General features: G+C 53.1%; 24 protein-coding genes and 1 other annotated feature. Of the genes, 21 read left to right on the plus strand and 3 right to left on the minus strand.

The annotated features are described in order from the left end of the window. Nucleotides 1-61 precede the first annotated feature (61 nt). Nucleotides 62-793 carry a hypothetical protein gene (locus VK694_05630; GenBank protein HTE58196.1) on the plus strand — a complete coding sequence of 244 codons (732 nt, stop codon included), beginning with the start codon at nt 62-64 and terminating at the stop codon, nt 791-793. A 191-nt stretch (nt 794-984) separates the two neighbouring features. Here the strand turns inward: VK694_05630 and VK694_05635 are convergent, their stop codons facing one another. Both VK694_05635 and VK694_05640 read right to left on the minus strand, forming a co-directional pair. Continuing rightward, on the minus strand, nt 985-1275 hold the full coding sequence (locus VK694_05635) for a hypothetical protein (protein ID HTE58197.1): 291 nt from the start codon (nt 1273-1275) through the stop codon (nt 985-987). 172 nt (nt 1276-1447) lie between these two features. Further along, entirely contained in the window at nt 1448-1666 is a 219-nt protein-coding gene (locus VK694_05640; protein HTE58198.1) for a hypothetical protein, read from the minus strand. Between the two features lie 603 nt (nt 1667-2269). Between VK694_05640 and VK694_05645 the strand changes: the two genes are divergently transcribed. The 5 genes from VK694_05645 to ilvN all read left to right on the plus strand — a co-directional run bounded on the left by VK694_05645 (nt 2270) and on the right by ilvN (nt 5375). Beyond that, nucleotides 2270-2506: a hypothetical protein gene (locus VK694_05645; GenBank protein HTE58199.1), complete on the plus strand. Its 237-nt coding sequence runs from the start codon at nt 2270-2272 to the stop codon at nt 2504-2506. 176 nt (nt 2507-2682) lie between these two features. Next, nucleotides 2683-2880: a hypothetical protein gene (locus VK694_05650; GenBank protein ID HTE58200.1), complete on the plus strand. Its 198-nt coding sequence runs from the start codon at nt 2683-2685 to the stop codon at nt 2878-2880. Beyond that, a complete protein-coding gene (locus VK694_05655; protein HTE58201.1) occupies nt 2855-3244 on the plus strand; it encodes a RidA family protein in 390 nt (129 codons plus the stop codon). The genes VK694_05650 and VK694_05655 overlap by 26 nt, the downstream gene beginning before the upstream one ends. Next, nucleotides 3235-4956, plus strand: coding sequence for a biosynthetic-type acetolactate synthase large subunit (gene ilvB, locus VK694_05660; GenBank protein HTE58202.1), 1722 nt, complete (start codon nt 3235-3237; stop codon nt 4954-4956). The genes VK694_05655 and ilvB overlap by 10 nt, the downstream gene beginning before the upstream one ends. A 164-nt stretch (nt 4957-5120) precedes the next feature. Then, nucleotides 5121-5375, plus strand: a complete 255-nt coding sequence (gene ilvN / locus VK694_05665; GenBank protein ID HTE58203.1) for an acetolactate synthase small subunit — start codon at nt 5121-5123, stop codon at nt 5373-5375. Here ilvN and VK694_05670 read toward each other — a convergent pair. Further along, nucleotides 5372-6064 carry a hypothetical protein gene (locus tag VK694_05670; protein ID HTE58204.1) on the minus strand — a complete coding sequence of 231 codons (693 nt, stop codon included), beginning with the start codon at nt 6062-6064 and terminating at the stop codon, nt 5372-5374. The two genes, ilvN and VK694_05670, sit on opposite strands and share 4 nt — an antisense overlap. A gap of 385 nt (nt 6065-6449) precedes the next feature. On the opposite strand from VK694_05670, the gene VK694_05675 reads away from it, so the two are divergent. From VK694_05675 to VK694_05745, 15 genes are all read left to right on the plus strand, one after another. Further along, on the plus strand, nt 6450-6758 hold the full coding sequence (locus VK694_05675) for a hypothetical protein (protein ID HTE58205.1): 309 nt from the start codon (nt 6450-6452) through the stop codon (nt 6756-6758). Then, nucleotides 6755-8248, plus strand: a complete 1494-nt coding sequence (gene ilvA, locus VK694_05680) for a threonine ammonia-lyase, biosynthetic (protein ID HTE58206.1) — start codon at nt 6755-6757, stop codon at nt 8246-8248. The genes VK694_05675 and ilvA overlap by 4 nt, the downstream gene beginning before the upstream one ends. A 13-nt stretch (nt 8249-8261) precedes the next feature. Further along, complete coding sequence (locus VK694_05685; protein ID HTE58207.1) at nt 8262-8489, plus strand: hypothetical protein; 228 nt, start codon at nt 8262-8264, stop codon at nt 8487-8489. A gap of 94 nt (nt 8490-8583) precedes the next feature. Then, on the plus strand, nt 8584-9270 hold the full coding sequence (locus VK694_05690) for a hypothetical protein (protein ID HTE58208.1): 687 nt from the start codon (nt 8584-8586) through the stop codon (nt 9268-9270). Between the two features lie 137 nt (nt 9271-9407). Beyond that, nucleotides 9408-9544, plus strand: a sequence feature (ribosomal protein L10 leader region). Nucleotides 9545-9603: 59 nt separating this feature from the next. Then, the gene (gene rplJ / locus VK694_05695; GenBank protein ID HTE58209.1) at nt 9604-10128 is read left to right on the plus strand and encodes a 50S ribosomal protein L10; all 525 of its coding nucleotides are present in this window, start codon (nt 9604-9606) and stop codon (nt 10126-10128) included. Nucleotides 10129-10295: 167 nt separating this feature from the next. Beyond that, nucleotides 10296-10676, plus strand: coding sequence for a 50S ribosomal protein L7/L12 (gene rplL / locus VK694_05700; protein ID HTE58210.1), 381 nt, complete (start codon nt 10296-10298; stop codon nt 10674-10676). A gap of 124 nt (nt 10677-10800) precedes the next feature. Next, nucleotides 10801-11940: a 2-phospho-L-lactate transferase CofD family protein gene (locus tag VK694_05705; protein HTE58211.1), complete on the plus strand. Its 1140-nt coding sequence runs from the start codon at nt 10801-10803 to the stop codon at nt 11938-11940. A 109-nt stretch (nt 11941-12049) separates the two neighbouring features. Further along, nucleotides 12050-12562, plus strand: a complete 513-nt coding sequence (locus VK694_05710; protein ID HTE58212.1) for a hypothetical protein — start codon at nt 12050-12052, stop codon at nt 12560-12562. A 4-nt stretch (nt 12563-12566) separates the two neighbouring features. Next, nucleotides 12567-13070 (plus strand): NUDIX hydrolase, encoded by a 504-nt coding sequence (locus tag VK694_05715; GenBank protein ID HTE58213.1) that lies wholly within the window; start codon nt 12567-12569, stop codon nt 13068-13070. A gap of 93 nt (nt 13071-13163) precedes the next feature. Continuing rightward, nucleotides 13164-13457 carry a hypothetical protein gene (locus tag VK694_05720; GenBank protein ID HTE58214.1) on the plus strand — a complete coding sequence of 98 codons (294 nt, stop codon included), beginning with the start codon at nt 13164-13166 and terminating at the stop codon, nt 13455-13457. Nucleotides 13458-13487: 30 nt separating this feature from the next. Next, nucleotides 13488-14228, plus strand: a complete 741-nt coding sequence (locus VK694_05725) for a hypothetical protein (protein ID HTE58215.1) — start codon at nt 13488-13490, stop codon at nt 14226-14228. Between the two features lie 171 nt (nt 14229-14399). Beyond that, nucleotides 14400-14783 (plus strand): hypothetical protein, encoded by a 384-nt coding sequence (locus tag VK694_05730; GenBank protein HTE58216.1) that lies wholly within the window; start codon nt 14400-14402, stop codon nt 14781-14783. 66 nt (nt 14784-14849) lie between these two features. Next, a complete protein-coding gene (dnaX, locus tag VK694_05735) occupies nt 14850-16367 on the plus strand; it encodes a DNA polymerase III subunit gamma/tau (GenBank protein HTE58217.1) in 1518 nt (505 codons plus the stop codon). A 170-nt stretch (nt 16368-16537) separates the two neighbouring features. Continuing rightward, a complete protein-coding gene (gene dnaB, locus VK694_05740) occupies nt 16538-17902 on the plus strand; it encodes a replicative DNA helicase (GenBank protein HTE58218.1) in 1365 nt (454 codons plus the stop codon). A gap of 347 nt (nt 17903-18249) precedes the next feature. Continuing rightward, nucleotides 18250-19431, plus strand: coding sequence for a hypothetical protein (locus tag VK694_05745; protein HTE58219.1), 1182 nt, complete (start codon nt 18250-18252; stop codon nt 19429-19431). The last annotated feature ends 32 nt before the right edge of the window (nt 19432-19463 follow it).

Genomic DNA, 19463 nt, shown 5'->3' on the forward strand with positions numbered 1-19463 from the left:
TGTACGGTAGTCACCGTGACTACGAGTTTCATCGCCCTTTCCCAGCAAGGATGGTTTACCCATGTCCCGAAAGCACCTACTGGCTGTAGTCCTCGGAGTGTTCGTGGGAGTGTTCGCGCTCCTCGCAGGGGCTGGACTCGCCGTCGTACTCCTGCCGTCCGACCCTGAGCCGTCGATCACCATCGAGTCCATCAACGGCCAGAGCACGGCCAACGAAGACGCCAGACTGGACAAGCTGCAGGAGCACTGCTCCGGCGACTTAGGCCCTGACGGCATCGCCAGCAAGCTGGACACCGCACCCCTGACGCTCAACGACGAGCTGGTCTACATGGTCTACGGCGACGAAGTCACCGCGCTCAACCCACAGGCACTCGTGCAGTGCGACTACGAGGCCCCCGTGGGTGACAGCTACGTCTCGGTGTCGATCGACGCCACGTCGTTCGACGACGGCCAGGCGTACTGGGACAAAGTCATCAGCAACACCTGCGAGGGTGGCTGTGACGAGAACGAGCCCAGCGACCACCCCAACAACGTGGACGACTCGTTCGTGGTGGATGGCAACCACGCCACCTTCATCAACGTCAAGCGTGAGCGAACGGACTTCGACGGTCCGCAGTCACCCGTCGGCACGCTCATGGTGGTCAGCACCATCCAGGGAGACACCGAGTGCTCGGCCGTCTTCCGCACGGGAGACATCCAGCCCGAGAGCTTCACGCGGGTCACGGACACGCTCCGCGCGTTTGCAGATCAGGCCTGCGAGCTCGCCGCACAGTCGTCCACGGACGAGACCTGAAGTTGGCTTGGCCGGGTGGGTGGACACTGTCCATATACCAAACCACCCGGCCATTCGGCCCTTATTCTGCCAAGAAACTACCGTACACTTTTCCAGAGCGCTGCATATATTTGCAGCTCTGTGGCAAAGTTATTCAAATAAATAGATACGACCTTCGTCTATGCCCGTTTGCAGCGCGGCCAACAGGGCAGTCATGCCCACGGGGCGCTCACGCGGGATTGCCGGTAGGTCAATCCGCCGCCGGGCCTGGCGCCGGTCCACTGACCTGGACGATTCAACTCGTTGTTGTTGCGCTCGCATAGCTTCTTCACAACCGCCTCATCAGAGAAAAAGGCGCTGTCCATGTCTTCCAGCGACTCATAACCCATAATCTCCCACATGGGTCGCCTGTCGTTTGACGCAACCACGGGAATGGTGGGTGCTACCTCAATACCCGGCGGTACAAGCAGTTCACACGTAGGGTCTCTTTCGATAAGGCTCATAGTATTTTCTTTCTCTTATATCTTACTGTTTTTATGGGTAATGTGACAACTGGAGGATGGGGCTTGGAGTGATTGGTGGTGTCCTAAGACGGACAATGGCCGTGTGCGCCACTAGCCTGGGACGATCCCAAACTCCCACCAACCGGCGTACTTCTACATGCAAACGTCCCGACTAGGCCACCGCCAGGCGAGCTCTCTTGGGTGGCACGTACCGAATGCGCGTCCAGCCCGCTCGCGGATGGCCCTTGCGGTACTTGCGCAGCCTCAAGCGATCGACCTGCTTCATGGCTCTCAGGGCAACAGCGATTTGGTCAAGAGTGACACCCTTGACGTCTATGTCATTGCGAAAGTTGGCGAGGTCTCCGTAAACCACCGAGCCTTTTCTCTTCATGAAGGTTTCAATAGCACGTTGGATGTACGCCTGCATTGCATTGTCTTGTCGGGCCAAGGCCATTCCTCCAGTTGTCGTGTTCTAACTTACAAAGCCAGAACTGGTGCTATCCCCCCTAAGGGATCTATGGAAGTCAGTGCTCCCACCCAGTGAACTTGGTAGTGTAGACAAGTCCACTGGGCGGATTCGCTGACTGTTGCGAAAGTGTGGGTTAAAAAAACCGGATCCAGCCTTATGGTTGGATCCGGTAGAGTTTTGCTTTGTTGCTGTGTATTTCTATGCGGCGTTACCAGTTCCAACCATTTTGTTCCAAATGAGCACATAGCCAAACACTTGGCGTAGATTGTGCTTCATAGTGGTGGTTGAACTTTGGTAGGTCACGGTAAAAACTTTACGCTATAGCCCGATCAGTTGTCAAGCCTGGGTGCTTATGGTATGATCCACCCCATTATGCGTTTTAACCATGCTAACAGTTTGCTCCTCCTCAGCCTTAACGGGCTGTGCTTCAGCAGGGTTGAAGCCAAGGGTTAGCGCCCTCTTGCACAGTCCAAAACCAAAAAAGGCTTCAACCAGAAGTCTTTTTTAACTTTTTAGGAGAAAATTATGGCCGCCGAAGGATTAACAGTAGAGCAGGGCGTATTAAGAGACCCGAACATGGCAGATGCAGAGCACACTCGACGCGTTGCCACGCTCTCGGGGTACCCCAGCATGCAACAAAGAATAGCAGCAGCCTCTATGGATAAGGTTGATACAGTGCCGGTAGACGAGGTAACGGATATTCCTGATCTTGCCCGGCGGATGGCGATTGCTAGTACTGTGACGGTCGATCACGTCCTGTAGGGTCGTTGACAAAAAAACAGAAGGAGAGTAACTTAAGCCTCATGACACAGAGACAGCTCGTGATTGAGGTGGTGATTCTCCCCGGCTAGCGGGTCTCTTGTGCATGCCTAAAGATTTTGACAAGAAACATCCCGCGAAACCCGCGGGATTTTTATTACAAAGATAAGGAGTAAGACATGAGCGCAGAAACAGAACCAGGAATACCAAACTATATGAATGGTGAGGTACTTGCACTGTCCGATACAGACACCCCGGCAACCGAACCGGAAATTGACACGGACACTCCCGTTCAACCGCACGCTGACGCCATCGATGACATTCGCAACGAGCGAAATTCCAACTACGGCTATGGCGGGGAGAACTTCGGTGTCTAAGGTATTTGGCCCCTACAGCCCCATCAGACAGGCCGGAAGCCTGTACTACGTGTCTGGGCAAGTAGGCGTGGACCCAGACACCAACCAGTGCGGCCACACCATAGAGGAACAAACCGGACAGGTTATGGCCAACATGCAGACAGTTCTAGCATCCGCAGGACTTGATATAAGTGACGTAGTCAAATGCACCATCTACCTCAAGGATATGAGCGACTTCGCAAAAATGAACGACGTCTACGCTGGCTTTTTTGAGCCGCCATTCCCAGCCCGCGGTACCGTAGCCGTAAAAGACCTGCCGCACGTCGGGGGCGAGGCAAATATTCTGGTAGAGATCGAAGCCATTGCTTATAAGGAATCAGCGTGAGCGAACTTGATGGTGCCCAAGCGCTGGTTAGTACCCTAGAGAAACATGGGGTCGAATATATCTTTGGCTATTCCGGCGGTGCCGCTATCCCTATTTTTGATGCCTTGATCACCACCAAGACCAAGATCAAACTGATCCTGACCCGTCACGAGCAAGGCGCTGCCCACATGGCTGACGGCTATGCTCGGGCCAGCGGCAAACCAGGCATCGTCCTAGTCACCAGCGGGCCAGGTGCCGGTAACACCGTCACTGGGCTCATGACCGCCCAGATGGACAGCGTGCCTATTATCGTTATTTCGGGCCAGCAGATCAGATCCATGCTGGGCATGGATGCCTTCCAAGAGGCCGACATCTTTAATATGACCATGCCAGTGGTCAAGCACAGCTACCTGATCCGCGAGACCAACGATATCCCCAGTATTGTGGACGAAGCCTTCCATATCGCTACCACTGGCCGGCCCGGCCCGGTGCTGATAGATATCCCTAAAGATGTCAGCAGTGGCGACTTTAGCGGGGAATTCGACAAGCCCATCGATTTGCCGGCCTACAAACAACCCGCCACTATCGACCATAAGAAAATTCAGGCCATAGCCGACGCCTGGGCCAAGGCCAAAAATCCAGTCATTCTGGCGGGGCATGGCGTGTTGATTTCTGGTGCTCACAAACAATTGACCAAATTAGCAGAGCAAATGGACACGCCCGTTACCACCACACTGCTAGGCAAGGGAGCCTTCCCTGAAACCCACCAGCTGTCGCTGGGCATGCTGGGTATGCACGGCACCGCTTACGCCAACAAAGCCATGGTAGAGTGCGACTTTTTGCTAAACATTGGCTCGCGGTTCGACGACCGTATTGTTGGTGCGCCCGCTGCCTTCTGCAAAGACGCCTTTATTGCCCATGTCGATATTGACGCCAGCGAGATTGGCAAGATGATCCACCCCAACGCGGCCGTAGTGGCCGACGCCAAGGCTGGCATAGAAGCACTCAGCAAAACTGTCAAGGCCCAAAAGCATAATGACTGGAACAAACACCTAGATGAATACCGCCAGAAATACCCCCTAACCTACAGCGACAAAAACGGTCTGACCATGCAAAAGGTAATAGACGAAGTCTACAAATTTACCAAAGGCAAGGCTATCGCTGTAACAGACGTAGGACAGCATCAGATGTGGGCCGCCCAATTCTACAAAACCGATGACCCGCACATGTGGCTCAGCTCTGGCGGTGCCGGCACCATGGGTTACGGCTTTCCTGGCGCCATTGGCGCCCAATTTGCTCGCCCCAACGACGATGTTATAGCTTTTGTGGGCGACGGTGGTTTTCAAATGACACTGTTTGAACTAGCTACCGCTTGCATCCATAAGTTGCCCCTCAAAATTTTTGTCCTGAACAATCACTATCTGGGCATGGTGCGTCAGTGGCAAGAGCTGTTCTTTGACAACCGCGAGAGCGGTGTAGATCTAGAGGGCAACCCCGACTTTGCCGCTCTGGCCGAGGCCTACGGTGCCAAAGGCGTCAACATAACGTCAGCAGATCAAATTGATGCCAAGCTCAAAGAGGCCTGGGCAGTCACCGACCGGCCAGTGGTTATCAACGTAGAAGTCATCAAGACTGATAACGTCTACCCCATGGTGCCTGCCGGTGCCCCACTAGAGAGCATGATCGTTACCGCACCAACCACAAAACTAGCCAAACCCACAGGGAGTACTTAAGATCTCATGCAATGCAATTCACAAGATTCAAGACAGATGATTTTTGAGCGAAATCAACAAAATCGAGTAAGGGGTAATTGTCATTACACCGCACGAGATCTTGTTAGATTGCAGCCAAAAAGGGCTGTTTTGAAATTATGCAATTGCATTGTAGGAGGTCTTTGATGCAGCACGTTGACCACACCCTTGTCTTGACCGTTCGCAACCAGCCAGGCGTCTTGGTGCGCATTGCTCACGTCTTTGCCCGCCGGGGCTGCAACATTCGCTCGTTGCGCGTAGAACCTCACGCCGACGAGCAATGGTCTACCATGACCATCATAGTCCGTGACGTGCCACGCCTAGACCAGATGATCCACCAACTGCAAAAGCTCATAGATGTCTCTACCGTCAAAGACCACACCGCCGTCCAAAAAAACTAACGCCTGAACGTCGTCCCTATCTGGCCATTCATGGCTTGTTCGATGGCATTGTCAGCCCGGCCGTGGGCTATCCACGTTTCAATGCCGGCAGCAGTGGTCAGAGCCGCGGCGTCAAATTTGGTCACCATACCACCGGTCGCCCCGCTGCTGTTAGTGTCACCCGCCAGCTGTCTATAGGCATCTATATCGTCTATGGTCGAGATCACCGAGCTAGGGTCGCTCAAGTCTGACAACACGCCGTGCACATCGGTGAGCATTCCAAATCGAGCCCGCACCCCCATGCCGCTGGCTTGCGTCGCAATAGCAGCCCCCACCAGGTCGTTACTGACGTACCGGCTTTCTTTTGCGAGCCTGTCATCGTGAGCGTTGGTCACGGCAATGCGGCCAGCACGAGCGGCCGCAATAACATGACCACACCCGTTTTCTGAGTCCAGCTGGTGGTCTGTCAGCAAATAACCCTCCGTCTGGTGCTGGGTATTGGCATCCCATACCTCTAGCACACCCTCCCACCCAACATCTGGCAGCTGCTTACGGGCGGCAGACGAAACCAAGATGACGCCACGCCCCGTCAGCCTGATCTTATCTATCTGTCTAGCTATACCCTCAACAGAGGTCTGGTCTAAACAGTCATCTTCTACGATGGTGCTGGTGCCCACCTTGAGCACCAGCACTTCACTCATTTCTTTCATATATGTTTCCAAATTACGCAGCAGAACGAGGGTGGGTATAAAAATAACCCCTTGGTCGGGGCTGTTCTTTTGCTTGGTAATTCTTAAAAAATGTCGAAACCCCGACTGCTATAGAGGCAGCGGGCACGGGGGACTAAAGCCAATGTTCCGACAGGAGTAATGCATATCTCCCATACAATATACTAGCTTTAGCAGTTTGTCAAAATTACTAGCCGTGTCATGTCGCTTGCGGTAGTTGACAAGCAACCAAAAAAGAGGATGATAGATACGATGACTCACCGCACGATTATTGCTATCATTGCCAACCCGCTCTAGCGAGGTCGTCTGGTTTATTTACCAAGAATCACCGACCCCGCAGGGGGTTGTTTTAATTTAAGGAGCCAGCATGAGTGCACTCGAACAAGGAAACGCCTCAGACCCCACCGACCTGGTTGGCGGTGAATATGTGGTGGGTTTTTTGGAGGACAAAGTCCAGGCCCTGGACGAAGCGCCTGATACATCAACAGAGGGAGTAACCCCACCACCATACGCAGACATACGCTGGCCCGAGGATAGACCAGCTCAACCTCCCGTACGACTCAGCCAAGAAGTAGTCGTGGTCATAAATGGCCAGCCAGTCATCCGTGAAGAGTTATATGCACGCACCTATTATGGTTCGTCGTCAGTTCCCCCAAGACAGGGGTTATCATCATGAAAGACCCTCTTAAGCAAACCCTCCTGGCACGTGTCTATGATGTTGCCACAGAGTCGCCGCTGCAGCGGGCCACCAAACTCAGCACACAAGTAGGTGCCGATGTCTATTTGAAGCGCGAGGACTTACAGCCCGTGCACTCCTTCAAGCTGCGTGGAGCCTACAACAAAATAGCCAGCCTCAGCCCCGCCGAAAGAGCCAAGGGTGTTATTGCGGCCAGCGCCGGCAACCATGCCCAAGGCGTAGCTCTGAGTGCTCAGAAACTCGGTATCCGGGCTCTCATAGTCATGCCTACCACTACCCCCAGCATCAAGGTAGATGCCGTCAAAAGCTACGGCGCCCAGGTAGAGCTGGTTGGCGACAGCTATTCTGACGCCTACGATCACTGCATGCAGCGGGTCAAAGAAACCGGCATGACTTTTGTACATCCCTTTGACGATCCACTGGTCATAGCCGGGCAGGGAACTATCGGTCGCGAGTTGCTAGAGCAACTGCCAGATATGACCCATGTCTTTGTTCCTGTCGGTGGCGGGGGGCTCATCGCCGGTGTCAGTCAGTTCATAAAAGGTATCCGCCCAGATGTAAAAATCATCGGTGTCGAGCCCGAAGACAGCAATGCCATGCAGCAGTCGTTACAGGCCGGCAAGGTAGTCACCCTGGACCACGTAGGGATCTTTGCCGATGGCGTAGCTGTTAAGAGCGTTGGCCAGCTCACTTTCCAGATCACCCAGAAATATGTAGACCAGGTCATCACCGTCAGTACCGATCAAATGTGTGCTGCCATCAAATCACTATTCGAGGATACTCGCAGCATTGTCGAACCAGCCGGTGCCCTAGCCGCAGCTGGCGTGCAACACTACAAGCTACCAAAGGACGCCAAGGCCGTAGCTATCTGTTCTGGTGCCAACGTCTCCTTTGAGCGCTTGCAGCAAATTGCCGAACGTACCCTGATAGGCTCCGGCAAAGAAGCGTTGTTTGCCGTCACCATGCCTGAACAAGCTGGTGCCCTACACACCTTTTGCCAACAGGTGCTGAATGGCCATAGCATCACTGAGTTCAATTATCGGCTCAACAAGCGCGAAGGTGCCCATGTATTGGTTGGTGTATCTGTAGCCAACGAAGCAGACAAGCTTGCATTCATGAAAAAGATGCAGCAAGATGACTACGAGCACATAGACTTATCAGGCGACGATATCGCCAAAGAGCACGTCCGGCACATGGTAGGGGGACCAGCTGATCAGGCTAAGTCTGAGCGCTTGTATCAGATCGACTTTCCGGAGCGACCGGGTGCCCTGGGCGGCTTCCTGGCCGCCGTTGGAACAGCCTGGAACATCAGCGCCTTTCACTACCGCAATGCGGCCAGTGACACCGGCAACGTATTGATAGGCTTCGAAGTAGATAACCCCACAAAGCTAGAGGACAAACTGTCCCAAGCAGGCTACCAATGGCGAAGCGTAGACCACAGTCCTTCACTTAAAGTATTTATTGAGTAACCAAGGAACTAGCATGGCAAACGGAAGAATGTTAGAGAGATCGCCCATTGCAGAGAATCGCAGAGCAATGCAAGACAGAGGGGTCGACCTGAGACGAGTTGAAGCGATGGCACTACATGCAGACCTTCAACACCAAAAAGAGCTGGCGCCGCCCGTCGGCCGCACCGCTCTGGACGGGGCAAAGATTCAACTCCCCAAGGAAGAGGAAGAACAGCCTACCGAACCCATAGACATTGTGTGATGTACTACCTAGAAAGCCCCTGGAACAAAACAAGTTTTTATGAGATAATATACACTTTCCTGTCCATCGATTTCCTCTAGGAGGATACGGAGTCATGACTGACCCCCAGGAAAGCACCCACACCCAGCCGAGCTTCTACATCGAGAACCCGGCGGACGATGCCAAGGCCAACGAGATCGTCGTGGTCTTCAGCTTCCAGCTGTTCGGCACCGAAATCAGCGCCATCCGCGCCTACGCCAGGCAGTTCGAGGGCTTCGGCAGCATCCACGAGCAGGAGGGCAGCACCCAGCTGACCTTCAATCTGCTACCGCAGTTCAACTACACGGAGCAGCGTGACATCGTCGTCAAGGCCATAATGGCCAGCGTCGAAGGGATCGAGAAGATCGAGGAGCCGAAGGTCAAGAGGTACTTCATGCCGCTACTCAAGCGCGCCGTGCCCGATGTGCTGGCTCCCGAGGTCGTCAGTGGCCCGTGCTATAAGGTGCACAAGGGCGCCTATGCCGCCGCTCATCGTGTGATCAGCTTGAGTGTCCGCATCACCGATGATCAGCACGAGCAGGTCAGCCAGATGCTCGATCGATCACCGGCGACCCGCCGCATCGACCCCTTCACCACGCAGTTCGTGGTCTTCTACAACGACGATCACTTCGTCGATGCCGGCCTGGAAGCACTGATCCACGAGACGGTGAAGAGCGTCTTCGGTGACGACATGACACTCGTATCCAACGACGCCCTCTTCGAGTCCACCGCCGTTCCGGCGAAGGAGCAGCCCGAGCAATAGGGGTGCACTAGTCAGTGTGGGTAGGCAGGTACGAGCGCATCAGGATGTTTTTGCGGAATTTCCGTAAACCACCCCGATCCTCGCACCTGCCGCCCACACTGACTCCCTACATACAATTGACTTTTATTAACAGATACGGTAAGCTCTCTTAGTTACCAAAGACAGCGACGGGCAACAGCCTTGATAATGTCGCCGAGGTGCAAACAATTCGTTTTTTGTTTTGTGAGCACGCTTAGAAGCTTCTTGGTAACAGGAAGCTTCTTTGGTTTCTTAAGCAAGGATTTACCGGTCGAGAGTCTTTGCTCAAACTCATAACAATAGGGAGAAGCATTAATGGCTTTAACCAAAGATAAGAAAAATGAAGTCATCGATGAAGTCAGCAAACTGCTGGCCGACTCAAAGATGACCGTCGTAGCTGCTTACCAGGGTACTCCTGTAAAGGCTATGCAAGCACTCCGCCGCGAAGGCAAAAGTACTGGCACTCAGATGAAAGTCGTCAAGAACCGTTTGGTCATCAAGGCCATCCAGGGAACTGACAACCTCAAAGATGTCGATACCAGCGCCCTGAACGGAATGCTTCTATACGCCTTTAACAACGAGGACGAGGTAGCACCTGCCCAAACACTGGCAAACTTTGCCAAAACCCAACCAACGCTTGCGTTTGTTGGCGCTTTTTCTGCAGAAGGCAAGTTCCTGAGTGCAGAAGAAGTAACCGCACTGGCTACACTGCCCAGCAAGAACGAGCTTATTGCTCAGGTTGTTGCAACGCTTCTGTCACCAGTCAACGACATCGTAGGCGCACTTTCAGGCAACCTACACGCCTTGTTGGATGGCATCGAGGCTAAAGCCTCGGCTTGAGTGTGCGTGCACGTTTAGGCGGCACATCTTGGGCGCAGATCTTGCGTCTGAGTCCTCACCGTACCAAGGTACGCCTCGGACTCAAGCCTCGATCCGCATCCCAACCTGCACTCGCCTAAACATCCACTTCACAGTGGTAAATTGACAAGAAAACTAAGGAGATATACATGGCAACTGATCTAAAGAAATTCGCAAAGGAACTGACAGAACTTACTGTTCTTGAAGTTAACGAACTAAAGACTATCCTGAAGGATGAATACGGCATCGAGCCAGCAGCAGCCGCTGTAGCAGTAGCCGGTCCAGCAGCTGGCGGCGACGCTCCAGCAGAGGACGCAAAGTCTGAATACGACGTCGTCCTGAAGGACGCCGGTGCTCAGAAAGTAGCAGTCATCAAGGCCGTTAAGGATCTAACCGGTCTGGGTCTGGGCGAAGCCAAGGCTGTCGTAGACGGCGTCCCAAAGACTGTTTTGGAAAAGGCAAAGAAGGAAGACGCAGAAGCCGCCAAGAAAGCCTTGGAAGAAGCTGGCGCAACTGTCGAACTAGCCTAAGTTCGTCTCCATTCCAAAAACCACTTCTTCGGAGGTGGTTTTTTGGTTTGGCATTCAGTTTATTTCAGTAAGTAAAGTGTTATAATCCCGAAAAATAGTAGGCGCAGTATTGCGCAGGAATGGTATGGAAATATCCCCTGATATTGTTGTTTTGAGTGGCGGAAGTGGCGGTGCCAACCTGGCCCAGGGTCTTGTGGAAAACCTGGGACATAGAAGGCAGGCTATTATTGGCGCTACCTGGGACAACGGCGGTTCTACTGGTCTTCTAAGAGACCGCGCGCCCGAAGCTGTCGGCGATCTGCGCCGAATTATCGACGCCGTCGGTCAAGCCGACACCACCCACCTCAATACCCGTTTTTCTAGTCGCGATCTGTCAGAACTCGACGAGGCGGTAGCCCAGTTCGACCAGGTCGTCAGTGTGCCAGGCATGGCCGCCCGACAAGTGGGCCTGACCATAGACGCCGCCTACAGGGTAGGTCATGAGGTCAACAAAGCATCCCAAAGAGGTATAAGAGGGCACACACTGGGGAACTTTATACTAGCGGGCCTCGCCCAAGAGCAGGGAATCTTAAGTGCCGTGAGAACCCTGAGCATTGCCGTACGCGCCCAAGCAGATATCTACCCAGCAGTAATTGGACCGCAAGAAATCGAGATGGACGATGGCGGCGTCAAGATCAGAGGCGAACATGCCATCGACACCCATTCGGTACAACATCCATACGATGCCTACGTATATTTCAGAGAAGGCGTTTCGCCTTCCAGTCTTGCATACCAAGCCCTCAGCCAAGCCCGCCTGGTTGTGGCAGCACCTGGCAGTCCTTATACGTCCATTGCTCCTGGGCTACGAGCTTTTCGTGAGGCTCTGGCCGAACAGCAAGCACGTGGCGGATTGTTTGCCGGCGTTGCCAACTTGGTCAATATGCCCCACGACACCGGTGGCTGGCGGGTGAGCGACTATGCCCGGACACACCGCAACCACGCCAGGCGACCATTCGACGTCATACTTCACAATAGTAACTACCAGGACCTGCCTGACGCGGCTCGTAACCGCGCCGTTCAGCGCCATGAACCGGACGAAGGCGAGGGCTCCCCGCAGGTCATTAGTAGCAACTTTGTGGGCCACGCCACTGTAAAAGATGCGAACGATTCAGCGGTCCGTACTGAGGTGACACACGATAAACGCGCCCTGGCCGAGGCCCTTGAGGAAATTCTGCTGACAAGCGGCACAACACCACGCCGGGCTACTATTTCAGTCTCTTCATAAGATGTACCTTTTCCACAGTTTTCTACCTGTTTCTTTGACTTGCTTGACATGACATGGTACGGTTAGCAGTAAGTGTACCAAATAAACACTTACAAGAGAGACCTACTTGATGGCGGAAGTACCAGACAAACAGATCAAAAGACTGAAGGCACTCATCACTGAGTCAGAAACCAGCCTAGCGGCAGCTAAGGAGTTGCTATTGAGCTTGGTGGGCGAAGACCCGGAGATGGCAGCAGCCGCACATGCCGACGAGAACCTAGGCAAGGTTATTGAAGGCGTCTTTGACGGCCAAAACATGGTCGGCTCAGACGGCAAGACCTATCCCGTGCCTGCAAACTACGCCAGCAAGTCAAAGTTAGTACAGGGTGATATCCTCAAACTAACCATCGCCGACGACGGCGCTTTTATGTATAAGCAAATCGGACCTATCCCACGCAAGCAAGTAGTGGGCCTGCTGACCCAAGAAAATGGTCATTATTACGTAGACGTCAGCAACAAGCAGTACCGCGTACTACTAGCCAGCGTCACTTACTTCAAGGCAAAACCAGGCGACCAAGTCAGCGTGAACGTACCAGAAGACGACAGCCACGCCGAATGGGCAGCCCTCGAAGCCGCTTTATAAACAAATGTCCGAACTCATCGATCTTGTAGATCGTAACGGTAAACTTATTGTTACCGGTGTCGAACGCAACGACGCCCTGGAATATCCCCAGGGCTTTATGCAAATTGCAGTTGTCGTGGTATTTAACGACCAGGGTGATATTCTCGCCCACCAGCGCGCGTCGACAAAATCTGTCGACCCAGACTGCATAGATCACATCTGCGGCGGTATTCAATCAGGCCAAACCCCGGAGCAGGCAGCCCAGCAAGAGGGCGACCAAGAGACGGGCGTAACATACAACCGCCTGGTACGAGCCCACCAAGGAGTTAACGCCTACAACCGATATCGCTACATCTTTGGGGCAATCAGCAACGACACACCGCAGACCAAAGAGCCGGACCAAGTTCAGTGGGTAAAATGGGCAAAGCCACACGAACTAGAAGAGTGGCGCGATCAACAAACCTATCCATTTGTCGAAGAATATTTTCTAGAAATCGAACTAGCCAAGCGTGCACTAAACCTGGCCTAGTCATAACTAACTTCTTGTATGTCAGAAATTCGCCCCGCAGCTCATTTTGCATGTGCTAGAGTAGGATTTTACTGATATGAAAAGGAGTGACTTATGGAATTAGCACAAAGCAACGACACACTTGCAAATATAGACGCTTGGCAAACAGACGACGCAGATCAAGCCGACAGACAAACGTCCACCGATGTCGATGCACCTATATCAGTAGAGCCCCCGCAGACGTCTGCCGACACCGAGAGCACAGGAGCGATCGTAGACCAAGCCCCTGACACGCTGGAGGCTCCCTCCAACCAAAGAAAGAAAGGCAGCGTGGTAGTTGGAGCAATCATGCTCGCAGCAGGAATATTTTCCACACAGAGCGGTGGCGGTCCTTACGATGGCCGCTAATCCAAGTTACTCGCACCCATGCCAGATCTTATGCCACAGCTACCACTCTCCGAACCAGCGCCTCAAGGGCCAGATTACGACCTGCGTCTTTTCGGCGAACTAGCAGCTTGTTTTGATGTTCGGCTCACGGAGACAGAGATTGTAGACTACGGTATCACTCTAGCGACCATGGGTGTGCTTGATGATATCCTTGACGAACCAATAGATGGTACCGTCGCACGAGCAAACCACCAAGCACATCTGAATGCCATAGCCAACAATACCCCCGAGGCCCTGACACATAACCCTCACAACATACTCGGCACATATGCCGTACGCTTTGCTGAGTGGAGTCCTGATAGGCAGTATCATCACATGCATCACTTTTCAGCGATTGGTGACATTGCACTGCAAAAACGAGAGACAGACAACGTACAAGAACTCTTCGCTCTCCTAAAAGAAGAAGGCAGACGATACGCCAGTGTTTTTATGCCCGACCAGAAAGGTCGAGACACACATGCCTTTGACACATTCCTAGATAGTGGCGGCATCTGTGCCGTTCTGGCTGACACGGCATGGGACCTGAAGGGAGACTACCAACAGGGCTTGGTGCAGGTAAAACCAACTACCGCAAATCGAGCCTACTTTTTGGGACGTATGGTACCTTTTGCCCGACATGTCCTAGAATCTGCTACCCCGCAACAGAGCAAACAGCTCGGCCAACTGTTGCGTGGAGCCGTGCTGGGAGCATCAAGCAGAGTATCCGTCTCCAAGGTTGGGTCAACGGGCTAGTCTCTGGTTAGTAGGATATATTTGTTTTACAACAGTGTCGGTATGACCCTTGACGTATAATGAAGTGATGGTACAACTTGCGACTAGTTATGCAGATTCTTTTACGGCCGAGACAGACCCACTGAATGATACTTTTTCTCGCCTAGACGCCATGCTGCGCTCGGCCCCGACATGGGGGAGGGCTACTTCTTTGAGCCATTTACTATCGAATCTATCGGCAGAGACATAGACTGTCTGAAGTTTTCTGCCAATGGGCTAATAAACGTACAGCTACGCCAAGCAGTAAACATGCCTGATCCCGAAAGAGATATCCGCATCGAGCTGAATACTGCACATCCCGCCCTGTCACTCATCATAGAACACGAAGATCGCTACTGGCACTCCACCAGAAAAAGTTCATGGATCGTATCCCGGGACGGATCTATAGAGCACGCAATGCTAGACTTTGCTACCGTAGAGCATGGCCCCGTAACAGACAGAACCAAGCGAAACCACCTCAGCTTTGTGTTGGGTGATTTTACCGTGGCCAAGACTATACCGCCTCCCGTGTACTAAGCCCTACGCCAAGTTGGTTTTGTTTTACAACAGCGGGAGCTGGTCTAAGGCCCTATAATAAGAGGGATGGGGAGAGCACTATACCGGAAATACCGGTCTAAGAAGTTGTCTGAAATTGTGGGGCAGGAGCACGTCACCACAGCGCTTTCTAATGCGCTAAAAAATAACACCATTAGCCATGCTTATTTATTCACCGGCCCCCGGGGTGTAGGCAAGACATCTATTGCCAGAATTCTCGCTCACGAAGTTAATAATCTACCGTATGACGAAGACACCACCCACCTGGACATAATAGAGATAGACGCCGCCAGTAACCGCCGCATAGACGAGATCCGCACCTTGCGCGAGCGTGTACACAACGCTCCCACCAGCGCCAAGTACAAAGTCTATATTATCGACGAAGTCCACATGCTAACCAAAGAAGCTTTCAATGCACTCCTAAAAACACTCGAGGAGCCACCGGCACACGTCATATTCATCCTAGCCACCACCGAAGCACACAAGCTGCCAGAGACCATTATCAGCCGCACCCAACGCTATACCTTCAAACCTGCCGACCCCGAAGACGCCGCCAAACACCTGAAAGAGATTGCCACAAAAGAGGGCATAACCATCAGCAATGACGCCTTAGACTTGGTGGCCAAGCATGGCAACGGGTCGTTCCGCGACAGCATATCGCTGCTAGACCAAGTCAGTAACACCGCAGACAAGATCGAACTGACAGATGCCCAACGAGCTCTGGGCATAGCGCCCACCGAAGCCATTCAGCAACTTGTTGCCGTGGCCACCAGTGGCGACAGCCAGCAAGTGGTCCAGCGACTGCAGAGTCTGTATGATCAAGGCTTTCAGCCAGCCCAGGTGGCCAAGCAACTATCAGGCGAGCTGCGAACGCAAGCCATCACTGCAGGAGCAAGCCTGCCCGCAGACAAGGCTCTGGACATAGTACGAAAACTCTTGGACGTGCCTGGGTCGCATGACCCAGCAGCCTTGTTGGAGATTATTGTGCTTGGGGTGGCCTTGAGCCAGCAGGGCACACAGTCATCGGGGGTTCGAATCCTGCCGCCCCAGCCAAAGAACAAGCCAGCGGAGCCGGTCCAGACCCCAGAACCAAAAGCCGAGCCAGCCAGCCCACCAGCAGTAGTACAGCCAGGACCGCCAGTAGAGGAGGCTTCGCAACCCGAACCCGAAAAAACGCCCACCCCAGCTTCGGCACTACCCACGACCACCCTAGACGAAGCCACCTGGCAGCAAGTACTTCAGACTATTAAGCAAAAGAACAATACGCTCTACGGTATTACCCGTATGGCCACACCTATATTTAATGATGGCGAACTAATCCTGTCGTTTGAATTCCCATTCCATCAAAAGCGCGTAAATGACGTCAAGAACAAGCAAATTATTAGCGACTCTATTACCGAGGTCACTGGTATGCAAGCCGGTATTAACTGTATCGTAGACAAAAAGACCAGCACGCCGCCGCAGCCCACGAGCCGGCCAGAAATCGCCTTGGACGAATCACCCCAACCGGCAAGCCCCTTAGACACCATAAGCAATATTTTTGGTGGTGGCGAAGTGCTAGAGTAACAAAATGAGGCTAACCCGCTCTTCCTTTCTACTGCAAGACATTCTGGCGGTACCAGCTGCCAGTTTTGCTCGTCGACGTACCTACGGGTATGCCTCCTCACAAGAACTAACAACTGGCACTCACCAGAAATGTCTTTCGTTATCAGAAAGAAGAGCGGGTTAGCCTCATTATGGACCCAAGGGACCAACAGAGGGCTAAGATCCCACCGCAGAATCTAGACGCCGAGGCATCTCTCTTGGGCGCTATTCTGATCGATACCGATGCAATTGTTAAGATTGCCGACATCATTCACCCCGAAGATTTTTACGACGAACGCCACCAGCGTATCTACGAAGCCACCCAGCAGCTGTATGAAAAACACAGCCCCATAGACGTCCTGACACTATCCGACCAACTAAAAGGTGCCAGTCTGTTGGACATGGTGGGTGGCGCTTCATACCTGACAGAGCTCACCAATTTTGTACCCACGGCCGCCCATGTCGAACAATATGCCGAGATTGTTGCCCAAAAAGCCATGCGCCGCCGGCTTATCAAAGCCTCACAAGATATCGTGGGGCTGGGCTATGACGAGACACAAACCCTACAAGCCCTGGTAGAAGAGGCCGAAGCCAGTTTGTTCAGCGTCAGCCAGCGCCACGTCAAACAAGACATCACCTCGCTGGAAAGCATTCTGGCCGGAAGCTTTGACCGATTGGACGAGCTACACAAGGACAAGGGCAAATTGCGTGGCATCCCGACCGGCTATAGAGACCTAGACAACATCCTGGCCGGGCTGCAGCGATCGGACCTAATTGTCCTGGCGGCGCGTCCTGCCATGGGCAAGACCGCCATGGTCCTAAACTTGGCTCAAAACATCGCCTTGGCGGGCGAACCAGTGCTGATATTCAGCCTAGAAATGAGTAAAGAGCAGCTGGTAGACCGCATGCTGTCCCGCGAGTCTGGCGTAGACGCCTGGGCACTGCGTACCGGCAACCTGACCGATGCCGACTTTGAGAAAATCGGCCAAGCCATGGGCTCGCTGTCTGAAGCTCCTATATATATAGACGACAGCCCTGGCATTACAGTTAGCGACCTCCGTACCAAGGCCCGCCGTGAAGCGCATCAACGACCGCTCGGGCTCATCATCGTAGACTACCTGCAGCTCATGAGTGGTGGGGCACGGTTTGGCGGAGAGAGCAATCGTGTCCAAGAGATTTCTGAGATATCCCGTGGGCTTAAAGGGGTCGCGCGCGAACTGAACGTTCCACTAATAGCACTGTCACAGCTCAGCCGCTCGGTAGAGAGCCGCCATCCTCAGATCCCACAGCTGGCTGACTTACGCGAATCTGGTTCTATCGAGCAAGATGCCGACGTAGTAGCCTTTTTGTACCGCGAAGAATACTATAACCCCGACACAGATCGGAAAAACATCATGGACGTCTTTATCAAGAAACATCGCAACGGCCCCGTTGGTGGTGTTGAATTATACTTTGACCTAGAAAAACAGCGCATTCGCAGCCTCGATACCAAGCGCAGCACTCCATTTGATGACTAGTATTGCTACACTAGATACATGGCAAGTGACAAAGAAAAAGAGATGTGCAAGAAAAAGGTTCGCTTCTCCAGCGATGCCGCTGCTCAGTCAGCCCTGAAAAAAATCAACCCCGCAAAAAGGCTAAAGAGACCATACCGTGTATATAAGTGCCCAGTCTGCTCAGGCTACCACCTAACCTCCCAACCCAAGCGTTAGCGCATAAATAAGTAAAATTTAGTCCGAATTCACTTCGGCTAAATTTTATCTATTCTCAGGAGGAGCAGTCCGAGCAGGCGATTCATTCGACTGCCCGGCACGTTGAGGAACCCGCTCGGGGTTCCTCAATACGGGTGGTATACTTGTATCAAATGAAGCGAGTTGGAAACTGGTTTGCGAGTAGTTGGCACCCCATGGCTCTGTTCCTGGGCTGTGTCACCCTGATCTTTATATTGTTGTGGCTACAGCTAGGCACGCTTGTTCCGGGCTTTAGCCAAAACGAGCTAAACCAGCGCGCCGCCAGCGGCACCGTCAAGGCTATCGTAGACAATCCTATGGGCGCCCCACATAAAGGCCTGCAGCTAGTCGCCCACTACACTAAACGCATTGGCCCCGGGGCTATGCGTTCGGCCAGTGCGGCTATTGCCTTGGTGGTAGCTTGCAGCTTTTACTACGTCCTCAAGACCTGGTATAGCCGACGCGTCGCGGTGCTGGGTGTACTCATGTTTATTACTTCGGCTTGGTTTTTGCACAGCGCCCGTTTGGGTACTGACAGCATTTTGTCAGCACTACTTATCACTGCCTTGGCTGCGGCACTGTGGCTACAGCGATCGCGCGGCAGCTTCATTGCACTCTTGGTTGGGGCAGCTGTGGTTATCGGCCTGTTTTACGTGCCTGGCATGATATGGTTTATCATTCCAGCCTTTTTGTGGCAGAGCCAACGCATTGGCCGACTCCTAGAGGATGTTCCTTTTCCACTACTGGTAGTCATTATCCTGGGCGGCTTGGTAGTGGTCGGCCCTATTGGCTGGGCCATTTACCAAGAGCCCGGTTTGGCCAAAACCTTCTTTGGTCTGCCGCAGACCTTCCCGGCGCCGCTAGAGATCGTAAAGAACACCGCCAGAGTACCAGTAGAAATATTCTTTAGGGGACCAAACAATCCAGAGTTTTGGCTGGGTCGGCTACCGCTGCTGGATTGGTTTACCATTGGCATGTTTGTCATAGGCGCCTATGGCTACGTCAGCAAACTCAAGCTAGATCGTACATGGCTGTTTGTGTATATCTTTGCAGTGGGCTCGCTACTGGCTGGCCTAAAAGGGCCCGTATCTAGCACGCTCCTATTGCCCTTTGTCTACGTGATGGTCGCCGGAGGTATTGGGCTCATGCTACAACAATGGTTTACGGTTTTTCCGCGCAATCCAGTGGCCAGGGGAGTAGGGACAGCGATGATTATTCTGGCAGTCGGCGCCTCGTGCCTGTATAACACCACACACTATTTTGTGGCCTGGCCAGATGCCCCAGCCACTAAACAAACCTTTGTCCATAGACCCTAGAGCACAATCCTAACCTCTGTTACAATATCTAG

The organism is Verrucomicrobiia bacterium (assembly GCA_035489575.1).
GTDB lineage: Bacteria > Patescibacteriota > Saccharimonadia > Saccharimonadales > JAGQNK01 > DATHJY01.

Coding starts and splice junctions, on each gene's coding strand:
- dnaB (HTE58218.1), top strand. CDS start 16,538: ATGGACCCAAGGGACCAACAGAGGGCTAAGATCCCACCGCAGAATCTA.
- VK694_05715 (HTE58213.1), top strand. CDS start 12,567: ATGTCCGAACTCATCGATCTTGTAGATCGTAACGGTAAACTTATTGTT.
- VK694_05640 (HTE58198.1), bottom strand. CDS start 1,666: ATGAAGAGAAAAGGCTCGGTGGTTTACGGAGACCTCGCCAACTTTCGC.
- VK694_05685 (HTE58207.1), top strand. CDS start 8,262: ATGGCAAACGGAAGAATGTTAGAGAGATCGCCCATTGCAGAGAATCGC.
- ilvN (HTE58203.1), top strand. CDS start 5,121: ATGCAGCACGTTGACCACACCCTTGTCTTGACCGTTCGCAACCAGCCA.
- rplL (HTE58210.1), top strand. CDS start 10,296: ATGGCAACTGATCTAAAGAAATTCGCAAAGGAACTGACAGAACTTACT.
- VK694_05745 (HTE58219.1), top strand. CDS start 18,250: ATGAAGCGAGTTGGAAACTGGTTTGCGAGTAGTTGGCACCCCATGGCT.
- VK694_05725 (HTE58215.1), top strand. CDS start 13,488: ATGCCACAGCTACCACTCTCCGAACCAGCGCCTCAAGGGCCAGATTAC.
- VK694_05730 (HTE58216.1), top strand. CDS start 14,400: ATGGGGGAGGGCTACTTCTTTGAGCCATTTACTATCGAATCTATCGGC.
- VK694_05710 (HTE58212.1), top strand. CDS start 12,050: ATGGCGGAAGTACCAGACAAACAGATCAAAAGACTGAAGGCACTCATC.
- VK694_05635 (HTE58197.1), bottom strand. CDS start 1,275: ATGAGCCTTATCGAAAGAGACCCTACGTGTGAACTGCTTGTACCGCCG.
- VK694_05675 (HTE58205.1), top strand. CDS start 6,450: ATGAGTGCACTCGAACAAGGAAACGCCTCAGACCCCACCGACCTGGTT.
- VK694_05645 (HTE58199.1), top strand. CDS start 2,270: ATGGCCGCCGAAGGATTAACAGTAGAGCAGGGCGTATTAAGAGACCCG.
- VK694_05705 (HTE58211.1), top strand. CDS start 10,801: ATGGAAATATCCCCTGATATTGTTGTTTTGAGTGGCGGAAGTGGCGGT.
- VK694_05630 (HTE58196.1), top strand. CDS start 62: ATGTCCCGAAAGCACCTACTGGCTGTAGTCCTCGGAGTGTTCGTGGGA.
- ilvA (HTE58206.1), top strand. CDS start 6,755: ATGAAAGACCCTCTTAAGCAAACCCTCCTGGCACGTGTCTATGATGTT.
- VK694_05690 (HTE58208.1), top strand. CDS start 8,584: ATGACTGACCCCCAGGAAAGCACCCACACCCAGCCGAGCTTCTACATC.
- VK694_05650 (HTE58200.1), top strand. CDS start 2,683: ATGAGCGCAGAAACAGAACCAGGAATACCAAACTATATGAATGGTGAG.
- VK694_05655 (HTE58201.1), top strand. CDS start 2,855: ATGGCGGGGAGAACTTCGGTGTCTAAGGTATTTGGCCCCTACAGCCCC.
- VK694_05720 (HTE58214.1), top strand. CDS start 13,164: ATGGAATTAGCACAAAGCAACGACACACTTGCAAATATAGACGCTTGG.
- rplJ (HTE58209.1), top strand. CDS start 9,604: ATGGCTTTAACCAAAGATAAGAAAAATGAAGTCATCGATGAAGTCAGC.
- dnaX (HTE58217.1), top strand. CDS start 14,850: ATGGGGAGAGCACTATACCGGAAATACCGGTCTAAGAAGTTGTCTGAA.
- VK694_05670 (HTE58204.1), bottom strand. CDS start 6,064: ATGAAAGAAATGAGTGAAGTGCTGGTGCTCAAGGTGGGCACCAGCACC.